This window comes from Helicobacter monodelphidis (assembly GCF_003288845.1).
In the GTDB taxonomy this organism is placed as follows: domain Bacteria; phylum Campylobacterota; class Campylobacteria; order Campylobacterales; family Helicobacteraceae; genus NHYN01.
Genome location: NZ_NHYN01000026.1, coordinates 1 through 20174 on the forward strand (window position 1 = coordinate 1; position 20174 = coordinate 20174).

Sequence of the window (20174 nt, forward strand, 5' to 3'; positions counted from 1 at the left end):
TCTTACTGCTTCTTCTAAATCTTTTGATTTAGATTCTAAGTCTTTAGCGAAGTTTGCTGAAGTATGAAGCATTTTTCTTATTTCTTCTCCAAGTGTGTTGGTAACCATATCCACACGCCCACTAGCATTGGCTACACTTGTGCTAAAATCAAGTTTTACATAACTGTCAAATACACGATTGAGTTCATGTAAATCTTTTCCGATTGCTACGCAGAGAAGCTCCAATAATTCGTTAACAGAATCTCTAAGCTGATTAAGATAAGGGTTACTTCCTGTATGCGTAATTCTTTTTACTGCTGAACCATCTTTCGCTGCCTGAATAGCTACAAGAGAATCTTGAACCAATGCACTATCTTGATCGAGAGATTGATGTGTCTTTTCAATATTTTCATTAATGGCTATTGCCATAGCACCAAATTCATCTTTGGATTTGAGCGAGATAAGCTCAATACTCTTTTCCTCATAATTAAGGAAACGGAAGAATGAGTTTAGTCCGCGAGAAATACTCCTTACACTTGACATAAGATTAAAATAAAAAAGTAATGCAAGCGGTAAGAAAATCATAATAAAAATAAAAAATGAAATCGTAATTGCACGAAGATTTTCAACCTCAATTGAGTCATCAATAACGCCAGAAGTTTCACGTGCTTGAATTGCAAGATTGTCGATATAGACTCCTGTGCTAATCCAAATATTTTCAGTATTAGGAATAAGTGTTGCATAGGCAAGTTTTTCTGCGATAATGCTACTGCCATCAGGAAGTGGTTTACTAAACAAGTATTCTACAAATCCCCCTCCAGCATTAGCGACTTTATTAAGCTCTGGCACATAAAATACACCATTAGCATCCTTTGTTTGACTTAAATCTTTGCCTAACAAATCTTTACGCGTAGGGTGGGCTACAGGAGTGTGGACTTTGTAGACAAAATAATAGCCTGACTGGTCATCTTCAAAACGGAATTTTTCAATTGCTTGTGCAATAATAGCAATTTTTTCACTTTCACTCTTGCTATCCTCGAGCAACTGCCCAATAATATTAGCTACGGAATCTGTTGCAAGTTGTAATCTATCTTTATATTCATCTTTAAGGATATTATAAACTTCTCTATCCGTTAAATCTCGAATATTTTGACTGCTCATATAGATAATTCCCATTAAAATAAACAGCGGAATAATCGTTCCATTAGCGAAGAGTAAGATTTTTATTTTTAAGGAAAGGTTCTTGTAAAAGTTCATTGAGTAACTCCTATCTCAAAGCATTTTTTTTAAGGTAAGATCTGTAAAATCCAAGAGTCTTTAAGAATGATAAGAACACGAAAATTAGAGATTTCGCTAAAGACTTTAGACTCTGTGATTATACCAAAAAATTTTCTTTTTTATATAAATTTATAATAAAAATATATATTATTATTTTTTTGATTCAATAGTAAATTTTTACAATATATACCTTCACAACAAAACCCATAGCTACCCTTAGCCTTTCGTTGACATTTATACTAATTTTAAGATTAATGGATTTATCTGGTTCTATATCGGCAAAATATACTTACTTCCATATTTTACAAATTTTAGATTCCCTAATACATTTTAACTTGAATAAACATTAACTTGCTAATAGCTTCATCGCTAATAAAATTACTTATAATTTATTTTATTTATTAATTATATTTAAGAATAATTTTAGGCTTATCACAATCTCACATTAAATTTTATATCTAATTTTTATGCTTGATGCGATATACTTCAGATTAAATATAATTTATAAAATTATTGGAGTACTTGCAATGAGTAAAAATATAGTTTTACAAATCGGGGCAGGTGGCGTAGGCGGTGTGGTAACACACAAAATGGCGATAAATCGTGCAGAGGCATTGCAAAAAGCGGGGCTAAGCGTAGATTCTATCAAAAACTATAAGCAAACAGAGAGTGGAGATTCTCAAGGCGGCGTATTCTCTCGCATAATCCTAGCCTCTCGCACGATAGATAAATGCAAGGCAATCGCAGATTCTATCCGCGCAAAGGGCTTAGGCGAAATAGAAGTCGATAGCGTCGATGCAGATAATATAGAATCCATAGTCGCCCTTATTGAGAAATATCGCCCGAAACTCGTAGTCAATGTCGCGCTCCCCTATCAAGATTTGATCATTATGGAGGCGTGTTTGCGGACAAAAACGCATTATTTAGACACGGCAAATTACGAACACCCAGATGCCGCACATTTCGAATACAAGGAGCAATGGGCGTATGATACGCGTTACAAAGAGGCGGGGATTTTCGCACTTTTAGGAAGTGGCTTTGACCCGGGCGTAACGAATGTTTTTTGCGCCTACGCCCAGAAGCATTATTTTGATAGCATAGAATCTATTGATATTTTGGATTGCAATGCCGGCGACCACGGCTATGCGTTTGCCACGAATTTCAACCCAGAAATCAACTTACGCGAGGTGAGCTCTAAGGCAAGATATTGGGTAGCAAACGATACTCAAGCAAAAATAAGCGAAATCTCCACAGAATCTAATCTCGCCCTCAACCCCGACTTGAAACAAGACACAATCTATCGCAAATTTGAGCGTGAGGAGAGGCATTGGGAAGCGGAAGTGCGAGCAAAGGAAGAGGCGAAATTCTCCAAACAATCTGCGATCTCTCACTCAACCTTGAAGAATGAAAATTATTGCAAAGGACAATGGCGTGATGTCGCTCCTCTCGCACTGATGAAAGAGTGGGATTATCAAGAAGTGGGCGTGAAAAATAGCTACCTGCTCTATCATGAGGAGCTAGAATCGCTCATTCGAAATATCAAGGGATTGCGTAAAATACGCTTTTTTATGACTTTTGGAGAATCTTATCTCACGCATATGAAGGTGCTAGAGAATATCGGCTTTTTGCGTATCGATGAGGTGGCGCACAAGGGCGGGAAAATCGTGCCTATCGAAGTGCTAAAGACCTTACTCCCAGACCCAGCGAGTCTCGCTCCTCGCACAAAAGGCAATACGCATATTGGCTGCTATATCAAAGGGCGAAAAGACGGCAAGGAAAGAGTGATTTATATCTATAATATTTGCGACCACGAAGTGTGTTATAAAGAAGTCAATGCGCAAGGCGTGAGCTACACGACAGGTGTGCCGGCGATGATTGGGGCGAAGCTCATAATGGAGGGCAAATGGGGCGTGGGTGCAAAAAAGAATGTGGCTTTCACTCAATCTTCACAGGAGCTTGAAAAATCCTCAATCGATAGGCAACAAGCCTTATCTCAATCGAATTTTTCTGCACAACCTGCAAATCTTAAGCAAAATCCGCATTCTTTGGATATTGATATAGAATCTTACAATAAACAACGCTTAGAGATGAATCGCGATATGCCACAGGGCGGGGAGTATCAGGGGGTGGATAATGGTGCAGAGCTATATAAGGGTAGGCTAGAATCTTGCCACGATGATACGATACAAGGGCGAAATTCTAAGATTTTAGATGAGAAACCAGCGTTGCAAAAAGAGAGTGCAGAGCTAGTTGAGATGAGAAATCGTAGTTTTCAAGGCGGAGGCGATGGGAGCTACCTAAGCGGTAATGACCGAGCCGACAACGCAGAATCTGCAATTTATCGCTCAATGCAAGGCAGTGGTGTGTGGAATATGGAGCAAAACGACCCTGACCCCTTTATGCACGAATTAAACTTACAAGGACTCCCCTATGTCGTGTGCGAGATAGATTCTCAAGGCGAAGTGAGAGTGCTAGAAGATGGGAGGAGATAGAACAACAACGGAGCGTATATGAAACAATTTTTACTTCTCATGAGCCTTATATTTTTTCACTCCGCTGCATTTGCGGAGAACCTATCATCACAAAATCCATCATCGCAAGGAGCAAAAACGATGAAGCAGCGGTATTTTAGCACGCCTTTTTTAAGCTATTTTTATAGTGATGATGAGGGGGTGCAGTATGATGAGAGGCAAAAATTTGTTACCAAAAAGGGGTTTGCAGGTCGCTATCCTATTGATATTATAGAATCTGCAAGCGGAGTGCAGGATAAAAATGGATATGATATTTATGCAAGTGATATTGTGCGTTTGCAGGGTTTTAAAAAGCCCCTTGTTGTGAAATATGATGAGAAAGTGGGGTTTTATCTCTCGTGTGAATGGGGCGAGACGCTCTGCAAGGCTGAATTTGGCGAAAAAATAATTGACAAAAAAATGGCTGATACAAAAACGACTGATACAAGCGCGACTGATGATATAGGTAGGCTTAAAGACACGCTTAGCAATATCAATCCAAGCAAACTGCAGGTTATAGGCAATGTGAGAAATCATAGATTCCGCACATTGAAGCAAGTTTTCACGCATAGAGGCTATACAAGCATTATCGCTCTTATTCGGCGTGATGAGGGACAATGGCTCAATGGCTATGTGCTTTTTGATAAAGGTGCGTTTTTTAGGATTTTCCCTGCGTTTAGAGACACACCGGGTAATGTCAATGTCGCTGGTTTCCGCAATGGAGTAGGGAGCGATTTTGCAGATTGGAGCGAAAATAGGACACAGCTTTATACTTATGAGGCTTTTGATTTTGCAGTGAGTATTCCTATCACTTATGCGGAGTTTGGCTATAAATCTAGCGTTTTGGAAGAGAGTGGCTTTGAGCAAGAGGAGGCTGATCCTTTTGTGGTTTTTGGCTTTTCTTTATCAGAGTTGCCTGACAAAAGTATGCATCTAAGCGAAGAGAGGGCAATGCAAAATATCGATGAGATGATAGATGTGTTTGAAGCGAAGCTCCAAGCCCTGCGATGAGGCTACAAGGTAGATTCTCAAGGCGAAGTGAGAGTGCGAGAAGGCAAGAACAATATGGGAGAGGGTAAAAAATTGAAAATATATGACTTTCTGCAATGTCAAATCATATATGACTCTGCCTTAGGGCGATACAATAACATTCAGCGAGGGGAAATCTATGGATTATAAAAAAGCGTTTTATTCAAAGTTGGAGGATTGTTATCTTGGTGTGAGGATTGTCGAAGGGCTGGTAGATAATGTCGCAAAGAGTGGCTTTGCTAACCTTCTCTCAATCAAAAGGCAGTATTTTAAGCATATCAAAGCGTATTTAGATAATGCCACAGAGGAGGAAGCAGGCAGACTTGCAGCAATACAGATTGATGCAAAAGCCTTATCACAGAGAGGCACGCAAGACTTCGCTTCATCTCAAGAGATACCACAGAAGCAAGAACTGCCCACATTGCTTATAGAATCTGAAAAAGCTGATATTTACAATAAGCTTTATACATTCTTTGATAGCTATCTTAGCGAGAGCGGGACGCCGTTTTTCAATGATACGCCCATCTATAAAAATATCTATGCCAAAGTGTATAGTAACTCCAAAGATACGAGTCTCTTTTATAAAACACAGAATCTCTACTATGTCAAATCCGATACCCTCTATGTGAGTATGAATATCATCGATGAGCGGGGCAAGATTCTCTTTCAATTTGATGCGAGTGAATATAGCCAAAATAGCGATAATGCTAAAAACAAAGTCTTTTTTAGGCTTGTAAGTATAAAATCCCTTGCTCAATCCAATGCCGAATCCAAGCAAGTAGAGTTACAAAACCTCACATCTAATCTTTCGCAGGAACACACACAAAATCCCCCGCGAGATTCTGTGCAACAAGATTTGCAAGAGTCATTAGAGGGGATTGATACAAGTAAGCTAGAATCCATAATCACTATAAAAGTGCTAAATAGCAAGGATACGCTTATAGATTCTACAAACATTTTTAAACAAAATTCAAACGAATTTAATGATGAGTTTGTAAAAGCACTCAAAAATGCAAATATCAAAATCCACGAAGATGAGCTGAAAAAAATCTTTCGCAGTTACAAGAAGCAAAATGAAATCGACTTTTTTATCCACAAAAATGCGAGGGAATTCCTGCAAGAGCAGTTTGATTTGTGGATGTTTAGTTATATTTATAAAGATAGCAAGACAGATTTTAGCCCCCAAACGCTTAAAAGACTTCAAGCTATCCGCAAAATCGCTTTGAAGGTGATAGAGCTTATCGGCGACTTTGAGGACGAACTCAAAGCGATATGGCTGAAGCCTAAATTTGCTAAAAACACGCAGTATGTGCTAAGCCTTGATAAAATCCTTGAATACTCTAAAGATTCTAAACAGGTGCTAGAATCTATCACGAACGACAAAGGCTTTGAATCTCAAATCAAAGAGTGGCAGGAGCTAAAGCTTATAGATGAGGGATTTAAAAAAGAGGATTTATTGGAGTTATATTCTTGCTATGGTATCGACCCCTCCCCAACCCCTCCCGCAAGGGGAGGGGCTAAAGAAATTTCAAATTCCCTCTCCCTTGAGGGAGAGGCTAAAGAATCTTTAGAATCCCCATCACAATATAAAGACTCTTTAGATTCTCATTCTCAATGTGGAGACTCCCTCACTTCCTCCTACCCCCTTAGCGGAGAGGCTAAAGATACCCCAAATTCCCTCTCCCATTGCGGAGACTTTTCCATTTCTTCCCCCTCCCACTGCGGAGGCTCTTTTGTTTCTTCCCCCTCCCTTAGCGGAGGGGGTAAGGGGGTGGGCGAAACCTCAAACAATGAGAACAAAGGCATACAAACTTATATAAACGCTCATCGATACCTAGCCCCATATATGAAAGAATTTAGTAGAGAAATGCGGAAAAATCCCACAGAAGCAGAAAAGAAACTTTGGCAGGAGCTAAGAAATAAAAAGTTAGGCTTTGGTTTTAGACGACAATTTGTGATAGATTCTAAATATATCGCTGATTTTGTGTGCTTAGAAAAGAGGCTGATTATCGAGTGTGATGGCGGACAACATAGTGAGAGCTTTGAGGATAAAGAGCGAGATTTTTATTTAGAATCACAGAATTTTAGAATCTTGCGGTTTTGGAATAATGAGATTTTAGGGAATATGGAGGGAGTTTTGGAGTGGATTAAAGAAGCTTTAGAAAATCCCACCCACCCCCTAACCCCCTCCGCTAAGGGAGGGGGAATAATAGAAATACCCACACAAAAAAAAGAAGGAATGAGCGAGGAAGCCTCTGCTAAGGAAGAAGGAATAGACAAGCAATCCTTCACTAATAATAAAGAATTGGGTAGCTTAGACCAATCAAGCCACTCCCCTTGCGGGAGGGGTTGGGGAGGGGAAAATATCGTAGAGCAATACCGCTATCTTCCTATTGATACCAAGCACTTTAGCAAGGAGACAAGATATAAGATTCTAAGTAGCTTTGAGGATTTAGAATCTTTGCTGAATGGTGAATTAATTAAAAGTGATAATTTTCAAGCCCTAAACTCCATAATGCCAAAATACAAGGGCAAGATTGATTTGATTTATATTGACCCGCCGTATAATGCACCTGCAAGCGAGATTATTTATAAAAATAATTTTAAAGATTCTACTTGGCTTTCAATGATGGAAAATCGCTTGAGCTTAGCAAAAGAGTTTTTGAGCAAAAGAGGTATTTTAAGCTGTGCTATTGACGAAAACGAGCAAGAAAATCTCGGTTTATTACTCGGGGATATTTTTTATGATTATAAAAAAACTTGTGTGAGTGTAGTGCATAATCATGGCGGTATTCAAGGGGATAATTTTTCATATTCTCATGAATATGCGTATTTTTTATATCCTATAATTAAAGATTTACTTAATAGGGAAAAACGAGAAGATGCAAATATTGTTGCTTTAAGAGATTGGGGTAATGGTGGTTCTGAAAGACATACTGCTAAAAATTGTTTTTATCCTATTTATGTTAAAGATTCTCAAATTGTTGGTTTTGGAGAGGTATGCAAAGATGATTTTCACCCTCCCGCTAATGTAATGAGGGAAGATGGAGTGATTGAAGTTTATCCTATTGACGATGAAGGGGTAGAAAGAAAATGGAGGAATGCAAAAAACACGATAGAATCTATCCAAGATAAACTAATTTGTAAGTGTATTAAAGGTATTTTTTCTATTCACAGGATTAAAGATGAATTTCGCTTTAAAACTTGTTGGTATGATAAAAAATATAATGCTAATTCTTATGGTAGCAATATTCTTACAAACATTCTCCCTAATAATGAATTTGACTACCCAAAATCCATTCATACCGTAAAAGACTCTATTTATTTGGCAAGTAAGGAAGATTCTATTGTTATGGATTTCTTTGGCGGGAGTGGGACAACAGCCCATGCGGTATTAGAATTAAATAAAGAGAGTGGAAATAGAAAATTTGTTTTAGTAGAGCAAGGGGAGCATTTTTATAATGTTATCATTCCACGCATTAAAAAAGTGGCTTTTAGTAGCGAATGGAAAAATGGAGAATTAAAAGACAATAAGCAAGTTAATCCTTGTAGCATTGCATTTGCCTACTATGAGCTAGAATCTTATGAGGAAGCATTGGAAAATTGTGAGTATGTGCTAAGTGAAAATCTCCCCTCTTCCTTTGCGGAGCGAGAGGGTGAGTCGCCTCGTCATTGCGAGCAGAGCGAAGCAATCCAAAAACAAAGTCAAATACAGAATATGGATTGCCACGAAGTCGTGCCGACTTCTCGCAATGACAAGGCGAAAATCATCGACTATCGCAAATCTCGCAAACTCATCAAGGAACTAGACAAGGGCGAGACTATCAACCTCGATATGAGCGGGGAATACCGCAAAAAGTTTGATATATTTCAAACTTTGGCGAATCTAATGGGCTGGAAAATCAAAAGGTTATTTTTAGATTCTAAGGGCGTAGAATCGTGCGAATATGATAATGGCGAAATCGTAAGTATCGATAAGCTTGATTTACAAAAATACCCACGACTTAAAAATCTTATTTGGTGGGAGTAGGGAATGAATAATGAAAAATTTATCGCACCTCAATTTGATTTAAATACCTTTACTTGTCCGCATTGTCAAGTAGTTGCACAAATGGATTTTTTTATTCCTAATAAAATAGAAAGGGAAATAATTGATAAGATAGCAGAGATAAAATACATAATGAACGATTCTTTGGCGTGCTATCATCTTAATAAAGCAGAATCTGAAAGGCTAGAAAATAGAATAGAGACTATAACAGAAATTATGCAAGATTATAGAGCTTATGCAAACACCTTTTGCGTGTGTCAATCTTGTAATGAAATCAGCATTTGGATAGATAAGAAAATAGTATATCCAAAACCTCGTTTAGCTCCACTACCAAACGAAGATTTGCCTGATAATATAAAAGCAGATTATGTAGAAGCCTCTTTAATCGTGCAAGATTCTCCACGCGGAGCGTGTGCTTTGCTTCGTCTAGCCTTACAAAAGCTTATGATACATTTGGGAGAGGATAAGAATCTTAATAAGGCTATTCAAAGCCTAATAGATAAAAAGAGGATTGATGAAAATTTACAAAAAGCTTTGGATTTTGTTCGTGTGGTTGGCAATATTGCTGTGCATCCAAGTGAATTAGATATTAAAGATAATCAAGAAATCGCAATAGCATTGTTTAAGATTATTAATTATATTGCTGAAAAAATACTCACGGACAAGAGGCAGATTGATGAAATTTATAACCTTTTGCCTGAAAATGCAAAACGAGAAAATAGACAAAACAAATAATAGGGTTAGAAACAATGAATGAGAAAGACATTTTAGAAGATATTATTCGACAAACGGAAGACCTTAAAGATGAAGTAGATAGCTTTATAGAAAAACATAATAAAAGTGCTGATTTTTGGAGAATTACTTATTATATACTTATTTTTGTATCTATTTTTTCTTTAGCTATCTCTTTGTCATTTTCTAGCCAAGCTCTAGCTGAATGGCTTATAAGTATTATAGGGGAAGTTCTTATAGGTGGGTTAGGCATTGCTTCGGGAGCTACTACGGTAATCTTAATATTCTTAAATCCTAATGAAAAATATTTATCGCATAGAGATACTATCAATAAATTTACAAAATTAAGAGATAAAATAAAAATGCTTCTAATTATAGAGCAAGATAATGAAATTCAAAGCTATAGGGATACCCTAGCAAGCTTTTATGGTGAGAAAAATTCTATTTTAGAGCATTCTTTGCCTACTTCAAATTCGTTGTTTATCTCAATAAAAAATTTCTTTGGAGTTAAAACTCATGAATAGCAATAACATTATCCTCCACACTACGCAAGATGACATACAAAGGATTGCTAATGCCTAAAGCTCCCAAACTCAATCCACACAATCCCATCATCATTTATCAAGATTCTAAAGATATACCAAATATTAGTGTGTTGCTTGAAAATGAGACTTTATGGCTTACACAAAGGCAAATTGCGGAGCTTTTTAGCGTGAGTGTGCCGACAATTAATGAGCATATTAAAAATATTTATAACGAAGAGGAATTGCAAAAAGATTCAACTATTAGGAAATTCCTAAGAGTTCAAACTGAAGGGAGCAGAGAAGTTTCAAGAGAATTAGAGCATTATAATCTTGATATGATTCTGTCTGTGGGCTATCGTGTGAATTCCAAAAATGCGACGAAGTTTCGCCAATGGGCGAGCAAAATTTTAAAAGAATATTTGATTAAAGGCTTTGTGCTTGATAGTGAGAGATTGAAAAACCCAAATGGTAGGAGTGATTATTTTGATGAATTGCTAGAGAGGCTTAGAGATATTCGCTCAAGTGAAGCTAGAATCTACGCACAAGTGCTAAAGATTTTCTCCACAGCGATTGATTATGACAAGGATTCAGAGCTTACACAAAACCTTTTTAAAATCATTCAAAACAAACTCCATTATTCAGCTCATGGATATACTGCAAGTGAGATTATTTATCATAGGGCAGATTCTAATAAAGCAAATATGGGGCTTACAAATTTCAGAGGGAAAATACCTACCAAAAAAGAAAGTGAGATTGCTAAAAATTATCTCTTACAAGATGAGTTAGAAGCTTTAAATAAAATTGTAAGTGCGTATTTTGAATTTGTAGAATTATCTGCATTGAAGCGAGAGAAAAAGACCATGCAAGAACATTTAGAGAAACTCAATGAATTTTTAAGATTTAGTGGGAGAGAGATTTTGGAGAATGCAGGAAGTATATCACATATACAAGCTATTCAAAAGGCACACGAGGAATACAATCTCTATAAAGCAAAAAACAAAGAAGAAATAGAAATAGCTTATGCTGAATTTTTAGAACAAACAAAGGCACTCAAATGACCAAAACAAAAGTCACCAAAGCTACACCAAACAAGCTTATTTTAAACGAAATCATCAACGAGCTACAAAGCGAATATAAAGATATTTATAACCTTGATTCTAGCTTTGCGTTAAATATCTCTTTGCAAGATTATCAACAAGCTGCCTTGCAAAATGCCCTTATTGCACTCAAACTATATATGCAAGATTTTCAAGATTCTCATCAAAATTTCAGCAATAAAAGGGGCGAGGTTTTATTCCATAAATACCTTGACAAACAAGGCTATGAAAAAGCATTAAAAAAAGATTCTATCAATCGTGCGAGTTTTTGGATGGCGACAGGCAGTGGCAAAACTATCGTGATGATAAGGCTCATCGCACTTTTAGATTTTTTGGCAAAAAGCGGAATCTTCCCCAAAAAGCCCATAATGCTCCTTGCTCCAAATGATAAGATTCTCTCTCAATTCAAGCAAAATATAGAGCTTTATAATAATTACCAAAGCAAAGGCATTACTATTAAAGAGCTGCGTGAGTTTGAGAGCGTAAGTGTAGAATCTAAGCTTTTTGATGAGGCGATAATCTATATCGCACGAAGTGATTTGCTCGATACAAGCGAAAATGTCGGCAAAGATTCTAAGGCAAGGCGGCTGAATTACAAGAATTTTTTAAACAAAGAGGGTTGGTATATTTTGCTTGATGAAGCACATAGAGGCGATAGCAAAGATTCTATGCGTAAAAGATACATTTATGAGCTAAGCAAAGGTTTAGAATCTAGCGAGCAAAATAGCGAGTATCCACGCGGATTTATTTTTAATTTTTCTGCGACTTTTGATGAAAAAATCGACTTTGATACTTGTGCATTTAATTATAATTTAGAGAAATTTAATCGCGAGGGTTATGGCAAAAATATTGCCCTTTTAGATAGCAATCTAGCGAGTTTTAAAGACAAAGAAAATGAGAGTGAAAAAATTGAGCGGATAATGGAAAGTTTTATCATTTTTTATGCGATAAAACAAAGCCAAAAAAAGCTTGTAGAATCTAGCCCAATGCAGCTTAATTATCATAATCCCTTAATCATCGCCGTATCTGATAAGGTAAATACCAAAGAAGCGGGGATAAAACTCTATTTTGAAGCAATCATTAAAATCCTCTCAAATGATATGGATATAACCTCTATCGCACAAAATTTAGAATCCAAACTTCGCAATCTTGATATGTATTTTGATAGCGAGACTTTAAGCGAAGCATTTTTAGCGATGATAAAAAATGCGGATTCTAAAGCGTTGCGAAAGTCTATCTTTTATGCGAATGAGATAGCAAACATAGAAGCGTGTAAAATCAGAGGAAACGATAAAGAACTTGCATTTAAGAGTAAAAATGCCTCACAGCCCTTTATGCTCCTAAATATCGGCAATGCAAAAGAATGGGAGAAAGAGTATCTCGCTACACTTGGAGTTGAAAGCGGTGAGGACATCACAAAAGGTTATTTTGAGCATATTAATGAGCCACATTCACCGATAAATATTATGATGGGAAGTAAGATTTTTAGCGAGGGTTGGGATAGCAATCGCGTGAATCTCATCTGTTTCATCAATATCGGGAGCAAAAATGCGAAAAAATATGTCTTGCAAACTATCGGGCGAGGCGTGAGGATAGAGCCTTTTAAAAACATAAGGAAGCGTTTGGAGAAATGTGATTCGCAAAGTCTTGATCATCGCACGCGTGAAAATCTTGCGCCTTATGCGTGTGGATTGGAGAGCCTCTTTGTAATGGCGAGCGATGAAAATGCCATAAAGACGATTTTAGAGGGGATTGAGAGCTTTGTGAGCACAAGTGCGATTAAGGGCTTTAAACTCTCAAATGCACTTAAGCCCCTGCCTGTGCCAAAATACACAGAGGAGGCAGAGCAGGGTAGAATCTATCATATCTCGCATCGCGATAGTGAGGCATTAAAAGCGTATATAGAATCTTTTGATGAAGATGTCTTGCTATTGAGCGAGAATCTTAGGCGGGCTGATATGGGCTATGCGAGCCTAAAAGAGATACAGATTCTATATAAAAAGGGCGAGAGTAAGAGGATTGCAAAAAGTGGAGATAAAGCCTCACTCAAGGTAGAAAATGCCCTGCGTGTGATAGATAGCTTTTTCCACGCGAGTGCAAAGAAATTGGAGCGTTTTGGTGATTTGAGCAATGAGATTTGTCATTATAAATATATGCAAAGCACACTAGATTCTAATATCATCGATGAAATGAATGCAAAAATCAAGGAGCTTGTAAAGGCAAAAAGAAGTGAAACAAAAGAAGAGTTAGAATCTTTGGTAAATGCAGGAAAAATGGGGATTAAAGAGGCTTTAGAAATCGCACAGCAACGCTCACCGCAGAATCTTAAAGTGCCAATCTATAATGGAATTTATGAGCTTAATGCGGAGCTTGAAAAACATTATTATAATCCAATTATCGTTGATAAACAAAAAGATGGAAAAATAAATTACGCCATACAAAATGCTAGTGAAATCGAGTTTTTAAAGGATTTGCAACAATATGTCGCTAAGAAAGATAATATTTTGCAAGGCTATGAATGGTGCTTTTCGCGGTTGGTAGAAAATATTGATAATATTTTTATCCCATATTTTGATGAAGAGAGGCAAGAGATGAGGAGATTCTATCCAGATTTTGTCTTTTGGCTCAAGTCTAAGCGCGATAGTATGTATCATATCATATTCATCGACCCAAAGGGCTTGAAATATGAGGCAAATGCGAGAGATAAGGCAAGTGGCTTTGAGAGGATTTTTGCAGGGCAGAATTTGCGATATAATGAATGCGAGATTAAAGTGGATTTGGTGTATTATAATAAAGGTGGAGCAAGCGGATTGGGCGAGGAGTTAAAGCGATATGCGAAAGCGAGGTGCGAGGAGATTTTCGCCACCTAGCACACCAAACCATCACTCCTTATTTTAGAGGTGCATTACTGATGAGTACACTTATTTCTTCTCCACCTCCCTTAACATCGTCTCAAATGCCCTCTTTGTCCCCTCTCTTACCGGTTGCATTAAGCTCACGACCACGATAGCAATACTCGCACAGATGAAGCCCGGCACGATTTCATAGATGGGGAAGTTTAGTGCTTCGGCAAGGAAGTTTTTATACAACACGACAACAAGTGCTCCGCTAAACATTCCGGCTATCGCCCCCATACGCGTCATTCGCGACCAGAAAAGTGAGAAGAGCATTACACTCCCAAAACTTGCACCAAATCCCGCCCACGCGTAGGAGACAATAGCAAGCACACTTGAATTCCTATCTGTTGAGATGATAAATGCGACAATAGAGACGACAAGCACACCAGCTCGACTCATAAACATCACATTTTTTTCACTCGCATCCTTTTTGAATACCCTACGATAGAAATCTTCAGCGATTGTCGAGCTTGAGACAAGAAGCTGTGAACTTGCGGTACTCATTATCGCGGCAAGAATTGCACTTAACAGGATTCCAGCTACCCATGGGTTAAAGAGAAGCTGACTCATCACAATAAAGATTTTTTCAGGATCTTGCAAACTAAGCTCAAATTTATTGATATACGCCACACCTAAAAGCCCAATAGCACATGCAGAGATGAGACTTACCACCATCCATGAGATACCAATAGTCGTAGCGGTGGGGATTTCTTTTATTGAACGGATTGACATAAAGCGCACAAGGATATGTGGTTGCCCAAAATACCCAACCCCCCACGCGAGTGCAGAGATGATTCCAAGCCAAGAAATTCCGCTAAAGGGGCTTAGCCTTGTATGGCTGGGGATTTTCATAGCACTTATGCCTTGTAATACCTCATTTATGCTAATTGTCGTGCTTTTTTCTTGTGAGAGGATTTCTGCCGCCTCTATGGCAGTGAATGTTATGCTTTTGCCCTCTTTTTTAATAGTGATACTCAAATCCTTGCTCTCGCGTAATGCCTCGATGAGTTGGGGGAATTTTGCCTCAAGCTCACTAGGATTTTCAATTAAAGTGGGTATCTGTGCTTGCAAAGCAATGATTTTCTCCCTTCCACCATCGCTTTGAGCGATATATTTATATGCTTCACCAAATCCCCCAACATGGACAAACATCATCACTGCGACAATAAGCAGTGCACCCATCATCAAAAGCCCTTGTATCAAATCCGTCCAGCACACCGCCTTGTATCCACCAAAGAAAGTATATGCGACAATGATTATCGTGCCAATCGTGAGTGCATAATCATAATCCAACCCAAATGTCGCCTCAAAAAGCTTTGCACCACCGACTAATCCACTTGAGATATAGAATGTAAAAAAAATAAGAATGACAATAGCACATAACACGCGTAATATATGCCAATCATCACTGAAGCGCGTCTCGAAATAATCTGGTATCGTGAGCGAATCCGCCACGACGCTTGTATAAATCCGCAATCTCTTTGCGACAAATACCCAATTTAATGTTGCTCCAATGCTAAGCCCCACAGCAATATAGCCCTCAATTAAGCCTGATACATACAATGCACCCGGAAGTCCCATAAGAAGCCACCCACTCATATCGCTAGCACCCGCTGAAAGTGCTGATACTACCGGTCCCATCGAGCGATTACCAAGGAAATAATCCTCTGCGGTTTGATTCTTACGGAAAAAGTAGAATCCAATGCCTAGCATAAGCAAGGCATAACCAAGGAAGGTCACTATGATTGGTAAATTAAGATGAACGCTTGATAAATTCATGTTTACTCCTTGTATTTTAAAGTGTGATTATGCTTTATGTCATTTCTTTGTGCTTTAAGATTCGTGCACCTAGATTGCCATAACGATGATATGAGATACTGCAAGATTTCTCATTGAAATACGCAAGTAGTTCAAATCGCCCATTGAAAAGTGGCTTGTCGCGAATGATGATTTTACTCTCTTTGGCACATTGCTGATAGAGAATATCATCGGCTTTGGGTATCGCGTGATAACGTACACGTTCAAAATTTTTAGTCCTCTGCACACAAGATTCTGCACTCTCGACATACATTAAATAATTCATCTGTTTAAGCATATTTTCAAACACCGCTTTGTCCATGTATTTTGTAATTTGCTCAAATACATTTGTGTCCACACTGATTTCTAAATGCACACCCGCGATATGTGCCGCACCAATTACAGCGATAATATCACTTAGCCTATCCTCTGCATTCATTCTAAAGAGGAGATTTCTTATCGGCACATATGAAAAAAGATTATCCTCGCCACGAATCTTCACATATTCATGCGTTTGGCTAAATTCATTCTTGTGGTGATATGCGTAGCTTTGCACCATCATAAGTGCACGTTGTACCTCGCTTTTTTGACTCTCATTAATAGTGTGATTATCAAGCAAAGACTGGAGTTGTTCGCTAAATTCACAAGCAAGGAGATTAGAATCCACACTTTCTTGCGTGATATGTGTGAATTGTGGTGCATAGTTATACACACCTACTTTTCGCCCAAATCCAATCGCACTCTTCTTAATACCACCAAAAGGCTGACGAAGTACGATAGCTCCAGTGCTAGGCTTATTAATATAGGCATTACCAACCTCGATATGCTTCGTATAATATTCCCATTCTCGCTCATCAAGCGATTCTAGTGCACCGGTTAGCCCGTATCCTGTACCATTTGCAAGCGCAATAGCATGCTTCAAATCCTTTGCTTTCATTACACTTAGCACAGGGGCAAAAAGTTCAGTCTTATAGCTATAATCCCCCTCCTTCGTACCGTATTTGATACAAGGCGACATAAGGTATTCATTATCTTGCACAAAATGTGGAGGAAGTAACCATTCTTCATGAGACTCAAGGGATTCTAGTGCACGTGAGAGTTTAGAATCCGCCTTGTTTGCAAGTGTGCCAAGCTTATTTTTAAATTCAAATGGATTGCCGACATTGAGACTCTGTGCTGCATCTTTAAGCGTGGCTTTGAAGTTTTCATCATTATAAACTTCTTCTTCCAAGATGAGGAGTGAAGTCGCCGAACATTTTTGCCCTGAGTTAGAGAATGCCGAATGAATAACATTTTTTATCGCTTGGTCTCTATCGGCGTGTTTGGTAACGATGGTAGCATTTTTACCGCCTGTTTCCGCACTAAGGAATAAAGTGGGATTTGCCTCAAGCATTTTATAGGCAGTATCTTCACCGCCAGTTAAGATTGTAAAAGCAATATCATCACTTGTCAAAAGATGGGCGGATATATCGCTTCCCTTTGAGGGGAGGAAAATCAGCGCGTCTTTTGGGATTCCCGCATCCCAAAGGCATTGACAGATTGAATATCCTGTGAGGCTTGATAAACTTGAGGGCTTGTAAATCACGCGATTACCTCCGCTTAATGCGGCAGATATGCTCCCTACTGAAATACCAATCGGGAAATTCCACGGTGCAACAACGACACCAATCCCACGAGGGGAAAATCTCACTTTTGGATTCTGTGCTTGAAGTGTCCGCAACGAATGGGGATAAAACTCCAAGAAGTCAATCGCCTCGCTTACTTCTGCATCGATTTCTGCAAAAGTCTTGCCAACTTCAAGTGCGGCTATGCCTAACAAATCCCCTCGTCTCTCACGCAATATTTGTGCACTCTTAGCAAGGAGTGTATGGATTTCTTGCAATGATAGCTCGCTGTATGTGCTATGTTTGGCAGATTCTAAGGCTTGTTTGATACCATCTGCATTTGCAAGGTGAATTTTGCCAATCACTTTATCACAAAATTTATCTTTCACCTCAAGAATCTCGCTAGAGGAAAGTCGCTTTGCACCCTCTGCATAGATTTCTTGAAGTGGGAGATTTATGTAGTGTTGGCGGATAGATTCCGCCCATTTGCGATTTGCACTCAAGATAAAATCTGTGTCTGCTTCATTGTGAAACTCGCCATCAATCGTGCTTCGTGCACTTTGTGGAGCATTTCTATCCTGCGTGCGTCGCATGGAATTATCAAGATGTTCAATACCACTTAATGCTTGTAAAAATAGCTCTTTTTGTGCGAGCCACGCTTTATCATTAAGTTTAAGTCCAAAGAAATGCCGCATAAAATTTTGCTCTGCGGTATTTTCATCAAGTCGCCTCACAAGATAGGCAATTGCATTGTTGAAGTGTGCCATATCACACACTGGTGCATACAGAATAAGCTTGTGCATCGCTGAAAGCTCTGTGCTTGCCTGCATACTCATACCCTCAAGCATTTCAAAGGTGAAAGAATCTTGTGCCTTTTTATCCGCAATAAGCGTGTAAGCATACGCGATCTCAAAGAGATTATGGCTGGCAATCCCGATATGAATGTATTTGAAATTGTCCTCCTCAAGGACAAAGTGAAGCATTTTGTTGTAATTAGAATCTGTATCGACTTTGCGTGTGAAAGTTGGAAGTGCCCAATCCTTTTGTGAAGCGATAGTCTCTTCTGCCTCCATATTTGCACCTTTGACAATCCGCACTTTGATAGGTGGAAGTCCCTTCTGCACACGTTCTTTGGAGAATGAATGGAGATTTTTGAGATACTCAAATGAATCTGGCAAATAAGCCTGAAGCACAATACCCGCCTCAATATCAAATTTCGTGATAGATTCTTTGAATGCCGCTACAGTGAGTTCTAAATCACGGAATTCCTCCATATCAAGATTGATAAATTTAGGTTTATTTTGTCGCTTAGATTCTGCTTTTGCAAGTGCATAAAGTTTATCTAGTCGTTTGACAATCTCACTTTTGGAATACTCAAAATCAAGGATATTGATTTGTGAAAAAATGGTCGTGATTTTGATAGAAATATAAGTGATATATTCGCTTTTGAGTGCTTCTTCATAATGATGAAATCGTGTGAGGGATTCTCCTTCGCCTAGCACTTCCTCACCGATAAGATTGACATTAATAGTAATTCCTTGTTTGAGACGCTTTTGATTATGCATCGCAAGCGAATTAGGTGCAGAATCTAACACCATATTTGCAGTGTCTTGCCTGATTTGAGTGATGAAAAATGGCACACTGATATTTGGTGCAATTCCGCCTAGCGTGAGGAAAGCCTGAAGTAAAAATCGCTCAAATGGGCTGAAAAAATCAGCGATGCCGTATTTGCGAAGCGTGTGGCTGATGGCTTCAAATTTCACATCATTATTGCTTGAGCGGAAGGATTTATCAAGTAGCTCGATAAGCAGGACTTTATTAGCTGGATTCTCTAAAAGTTGCTTCATTTTGTGATGAAAAGCCTGCTCTTCTTTAGTGATATTACGTTCGATTTTACCTTGTAAATCTTCTGCAAGTTCCAAAGATTGTTCTAGTAAGGTGAGATTCATAGTCACTCCTTAAATATGTAAATTAATAGCACAATGATACCAATGAAAGGTTGTAACTACTTCCTAATGATGTGTACTTGTGATAAAATTACATCAAAGTGTGTTGATTTGAAACAATCTATATATATAATCACACTACTTTGCCATTATCTCTCCCCTCATAAGCTTGTATTAGAAAATCCTTATGCGAATATTTGCAATTTCACCTGTATTCTATCTTATGTGATACAGATAAAAGTCAGAATTAAAAAAGATAAAGGCAAATTATATTGTGAATTTCCGGATTCAAAAAAGTATGATGAAAGTTAAAGGTTGTATGTAGTGCAATAAGGGCATAAAGCACCTAGAGATTACTTTAATCATATTTCAAAAGGTTATAAATATTGTTTAGGATAAGCTAAACCTAATTCCTTATATCGCGTGCGAGATAGACTCTAAAGATAATGTGAAGACATTAAGGGGGCAAAAAGATACACAAAAAAAAACCTTTTAATAGCCAACAATCTTTAAGAATATATTTCTATAAAATTGCAAAAACACCAAAAGCCTACCAGCGGTAGCTCTTGATAGAAAGCTCAAAAATGTATTATATGGAAGACTTACGCCAAATGCACCCTTCACCCCTCCCCTTCTAAAACTTCTTCTTATTCACATCTGCTAGTATTTGTGCTGCTACATTATCTACTGCTGTGCTTATATCTTTAGAATGATTCGCTATTTCTACATTCTG

Annotated in this window: 11 protein-coding genes; 8 read left to right on the forward strand and 3 right to left on the reverse strand. The window is 38.2% G+C overall.

What is annotated here, in order from left to right; genetic code table 11:
- A partial coding sequence (locus CCZ01_RS08940) for a cache domain-containing protein (protein ID WP_112052876.1) occupies positions 1 to 1236 on the reverse strand: 1236 nt, incomplete at its 3' end.
- 548 nt (positions 1237 to 1784) lie between these two features.
- Here CCZ01_RS08940 and CCZ01_RS08945 point away from each other — a divergent pair.
- From CCZ01_RS08945 to CCZ01_RS08975, 8 genes are all read left to right on the forward strand, one after another.
- Positions 1785 to 3749, forward strand: a complete 1965-nt coding sequence (locus CCZ01_RS08945) for a saccharopine dehydrogenase family protein (RefSeq protein ID WP_258437170.1) — start codon at positions 1785 to 1787, stop codon at positions 3747 to 3749.
- Positions 3750 to 3869: 120 nt separating this feature from the next.
- The gene (locus CCZ01_RS08950; RefSeq protein ID WP_112052877.1) at positions 3870 to 4778 is read left to right on the forward strand and encodes a hypothetical protein; all 909 of its coding nucleotides are present in this window, start codon (positions 3870 to 3872) and stop codon (positions 4776 to 4778) included.
- A gap of 33 nt (positions 4779 to 4811) precedes the next feature.
- Positions 4812 to 4946 carry a hypothetical protein gene (locus CCZ01_RS10885; RefSeq protein WP_258437171.1) on the forward strand — a complete coding sequence of 45 codons (135 nt, stop codon included), beginning with the start codon at positions 4812 to 4814 and terminating at the stop codon, positions 4944 to 4946.
- Entirely contained in the window at positions 4936 to 8826 is a 3891-nt protein-coding gene (locus CCZ01_RS10940) for a DUF559 domain-containing protein (RefSeq protein WP_112052878.1), read from the forward strand. Before CCZ01_RS10885 ends, CCZ01_RS10940 begins: the two co-directional genes overlap by 11 nt.
- A gap of 3 nt (positions 8827 to 8829) precedes the next feature.
- Positions 8830 to 9579 (forward strand): DUF4145 domain-containing protein, encoded by a 750-nt coding sequence (locus CCZ01_RS08960; RefSeq protein ID WP_112052879.1) that lies wholly within the window; start codon positions 8830 to 8832, stop codon positions 9577 to 9579.
- 14 nt (positions 9580 to 9593) lie between these two features.
- Positions 9594 to 10100: an SLATT domain-containing protein gene (locus CCZ01_RS08965; protein ID WP_112052880.1), complete on the forward strand. Its 507-nt coding sequence runs from the start codon at positions 9594 to 9596 to the stop codon at positions 10098 to 10100.
- 50 nt (positions 10101 to 10150) lie between these two features.
- The gene (locus CCZ01_RS08970; RefSeq protein ID WP_112052881.1) at positions 10151 to 11158 is read left to right on the forward strand and encodes a virulence RhuM family protein; all 1008 of its coding nucleotides are present in this window, start codon (positions 10151 to 10153) and stop codon (positions 11156 to 11158) included.
- The gene (locus CCZ01_RS08975) at positions 11155 to 14067 is read left to right on the forward strand and encodes a DEAD/DEAH box helicase family protein (RefSeq protein ID WP_112052882.1); all 2913 of its coding nucleotides are present in this window, start codon (positions 11155 to 11157) and stop codon (positions 14065 to 14067) included. The genes CCZ01_RS08970 and CCZ01_RS08975 overlap by 4 nt, the downstream gene beginning before the upstream one ends.
- A 51-nt stretch (positions 14068 to 14118) precedes the next feature.
- On the opposite strand, the gene CCZ01_RS11020 is transcribed toward CCZ01_RS08975, so the two are convergent.
- Both CCZ01_RS11020 and CCZ01_RS08985 read right to left on the reverse strand, forming a co-directional pair.
- Entirely contained in the window at positions 14119 to 15873 is a 1755-nt protein-coding gene (locus tag CCZ01_RS11020) for a sodium:solute symporter family transporter (RefSeq protein ID WP_112052883.1), read from the reverse strand.
- Positions 15874 to 15907: 34 nt separating this feature from the next.
- On the reverse strand, positions 15908 to 19444 hold the full coding sequence (locus CCZ01_RS08985; RefSeq protein ID WP_112052884.1) for a bifunctional proline dehydrogenase/L-glutamate gamma-semialdehyde dehydrogenase: 3537 nt from the start codon (positions 19442 to 19444) through the stop codon (positions 15908 to 15910).
- Positions 19445 to 20174: the final 730 nt, after the last annotated feature.

What these genes read in the sequence shown, in the direction of transcription:
- CCZ01_RS08960 (WP_112052879.1), top strand. Translation starts at nt 8,830, where the DNA reads ATGAATAATGAAAAATTTATCGCACCTCAATTTGATTTAAATACCTTT.
- CCZ01_RS08985 (WP_112052884.1), bottom strand. Translation starts at nt 19,444, where the DNA reads ATGAATCTCACCTTACTAGAACAATCTTTGGAACTTGCAGAAGATTTA.
- CCZ01_RS08975 (WP_112052882.1), top strand. Translation starts at nt 11,155, where the DNA reads ATGACCAAAACAAAAGTCACCAAAGCTACACCAAACAAGCTTATTTTA.
- CCZ01_RS08945 (WP_258437170.1), top strand. Translation starts at nt 1,785, where the DNA reads ATGAGTAAAAATATAGTTTTACAAATCGGGGCAGGTGGCGTAGGCGGT.
- CCZ01_RS10940 (WP_112052878.1), top strand. Translation starts at nt 4,936, where the DNA reads ATGGATTATAAAAAAGCGTTTTATTCAAAGTTGGAGGATTGTTATCTT.
- CCZ01_RS08965 (WP_112052880.1), top strand. Translation starts at nt 9,594, where the DNA reads ATGAATGAGAAAGACATTTTAGAAGATATTATTCGACAAACGGAAGAC.
- CCZ01_RS08950 (WP_112052877.1), top strand. Translation starts at nt 3,870, where the DNA reads ATGAAGCAGCGGTATTTTAGCACGCCTTTTTTAAGCTATTTTTATAGT.
- CCZ01_RS08970 (WP_112052881.1), top strand. Translation starts at nt 10,151, where the DNA reads ATGCCTAAAGCTCCCAAACTCAATCCACACAATCCCATCATCATTTAT.
- CCZ01_RS11020 (WP_112052883.1), bottom strand. Translation starts at nt 15,873, where the DNA reads ATGAATTTATCAAGCGTTCATCTTAATTTACCAATCATAGTGACCTTC.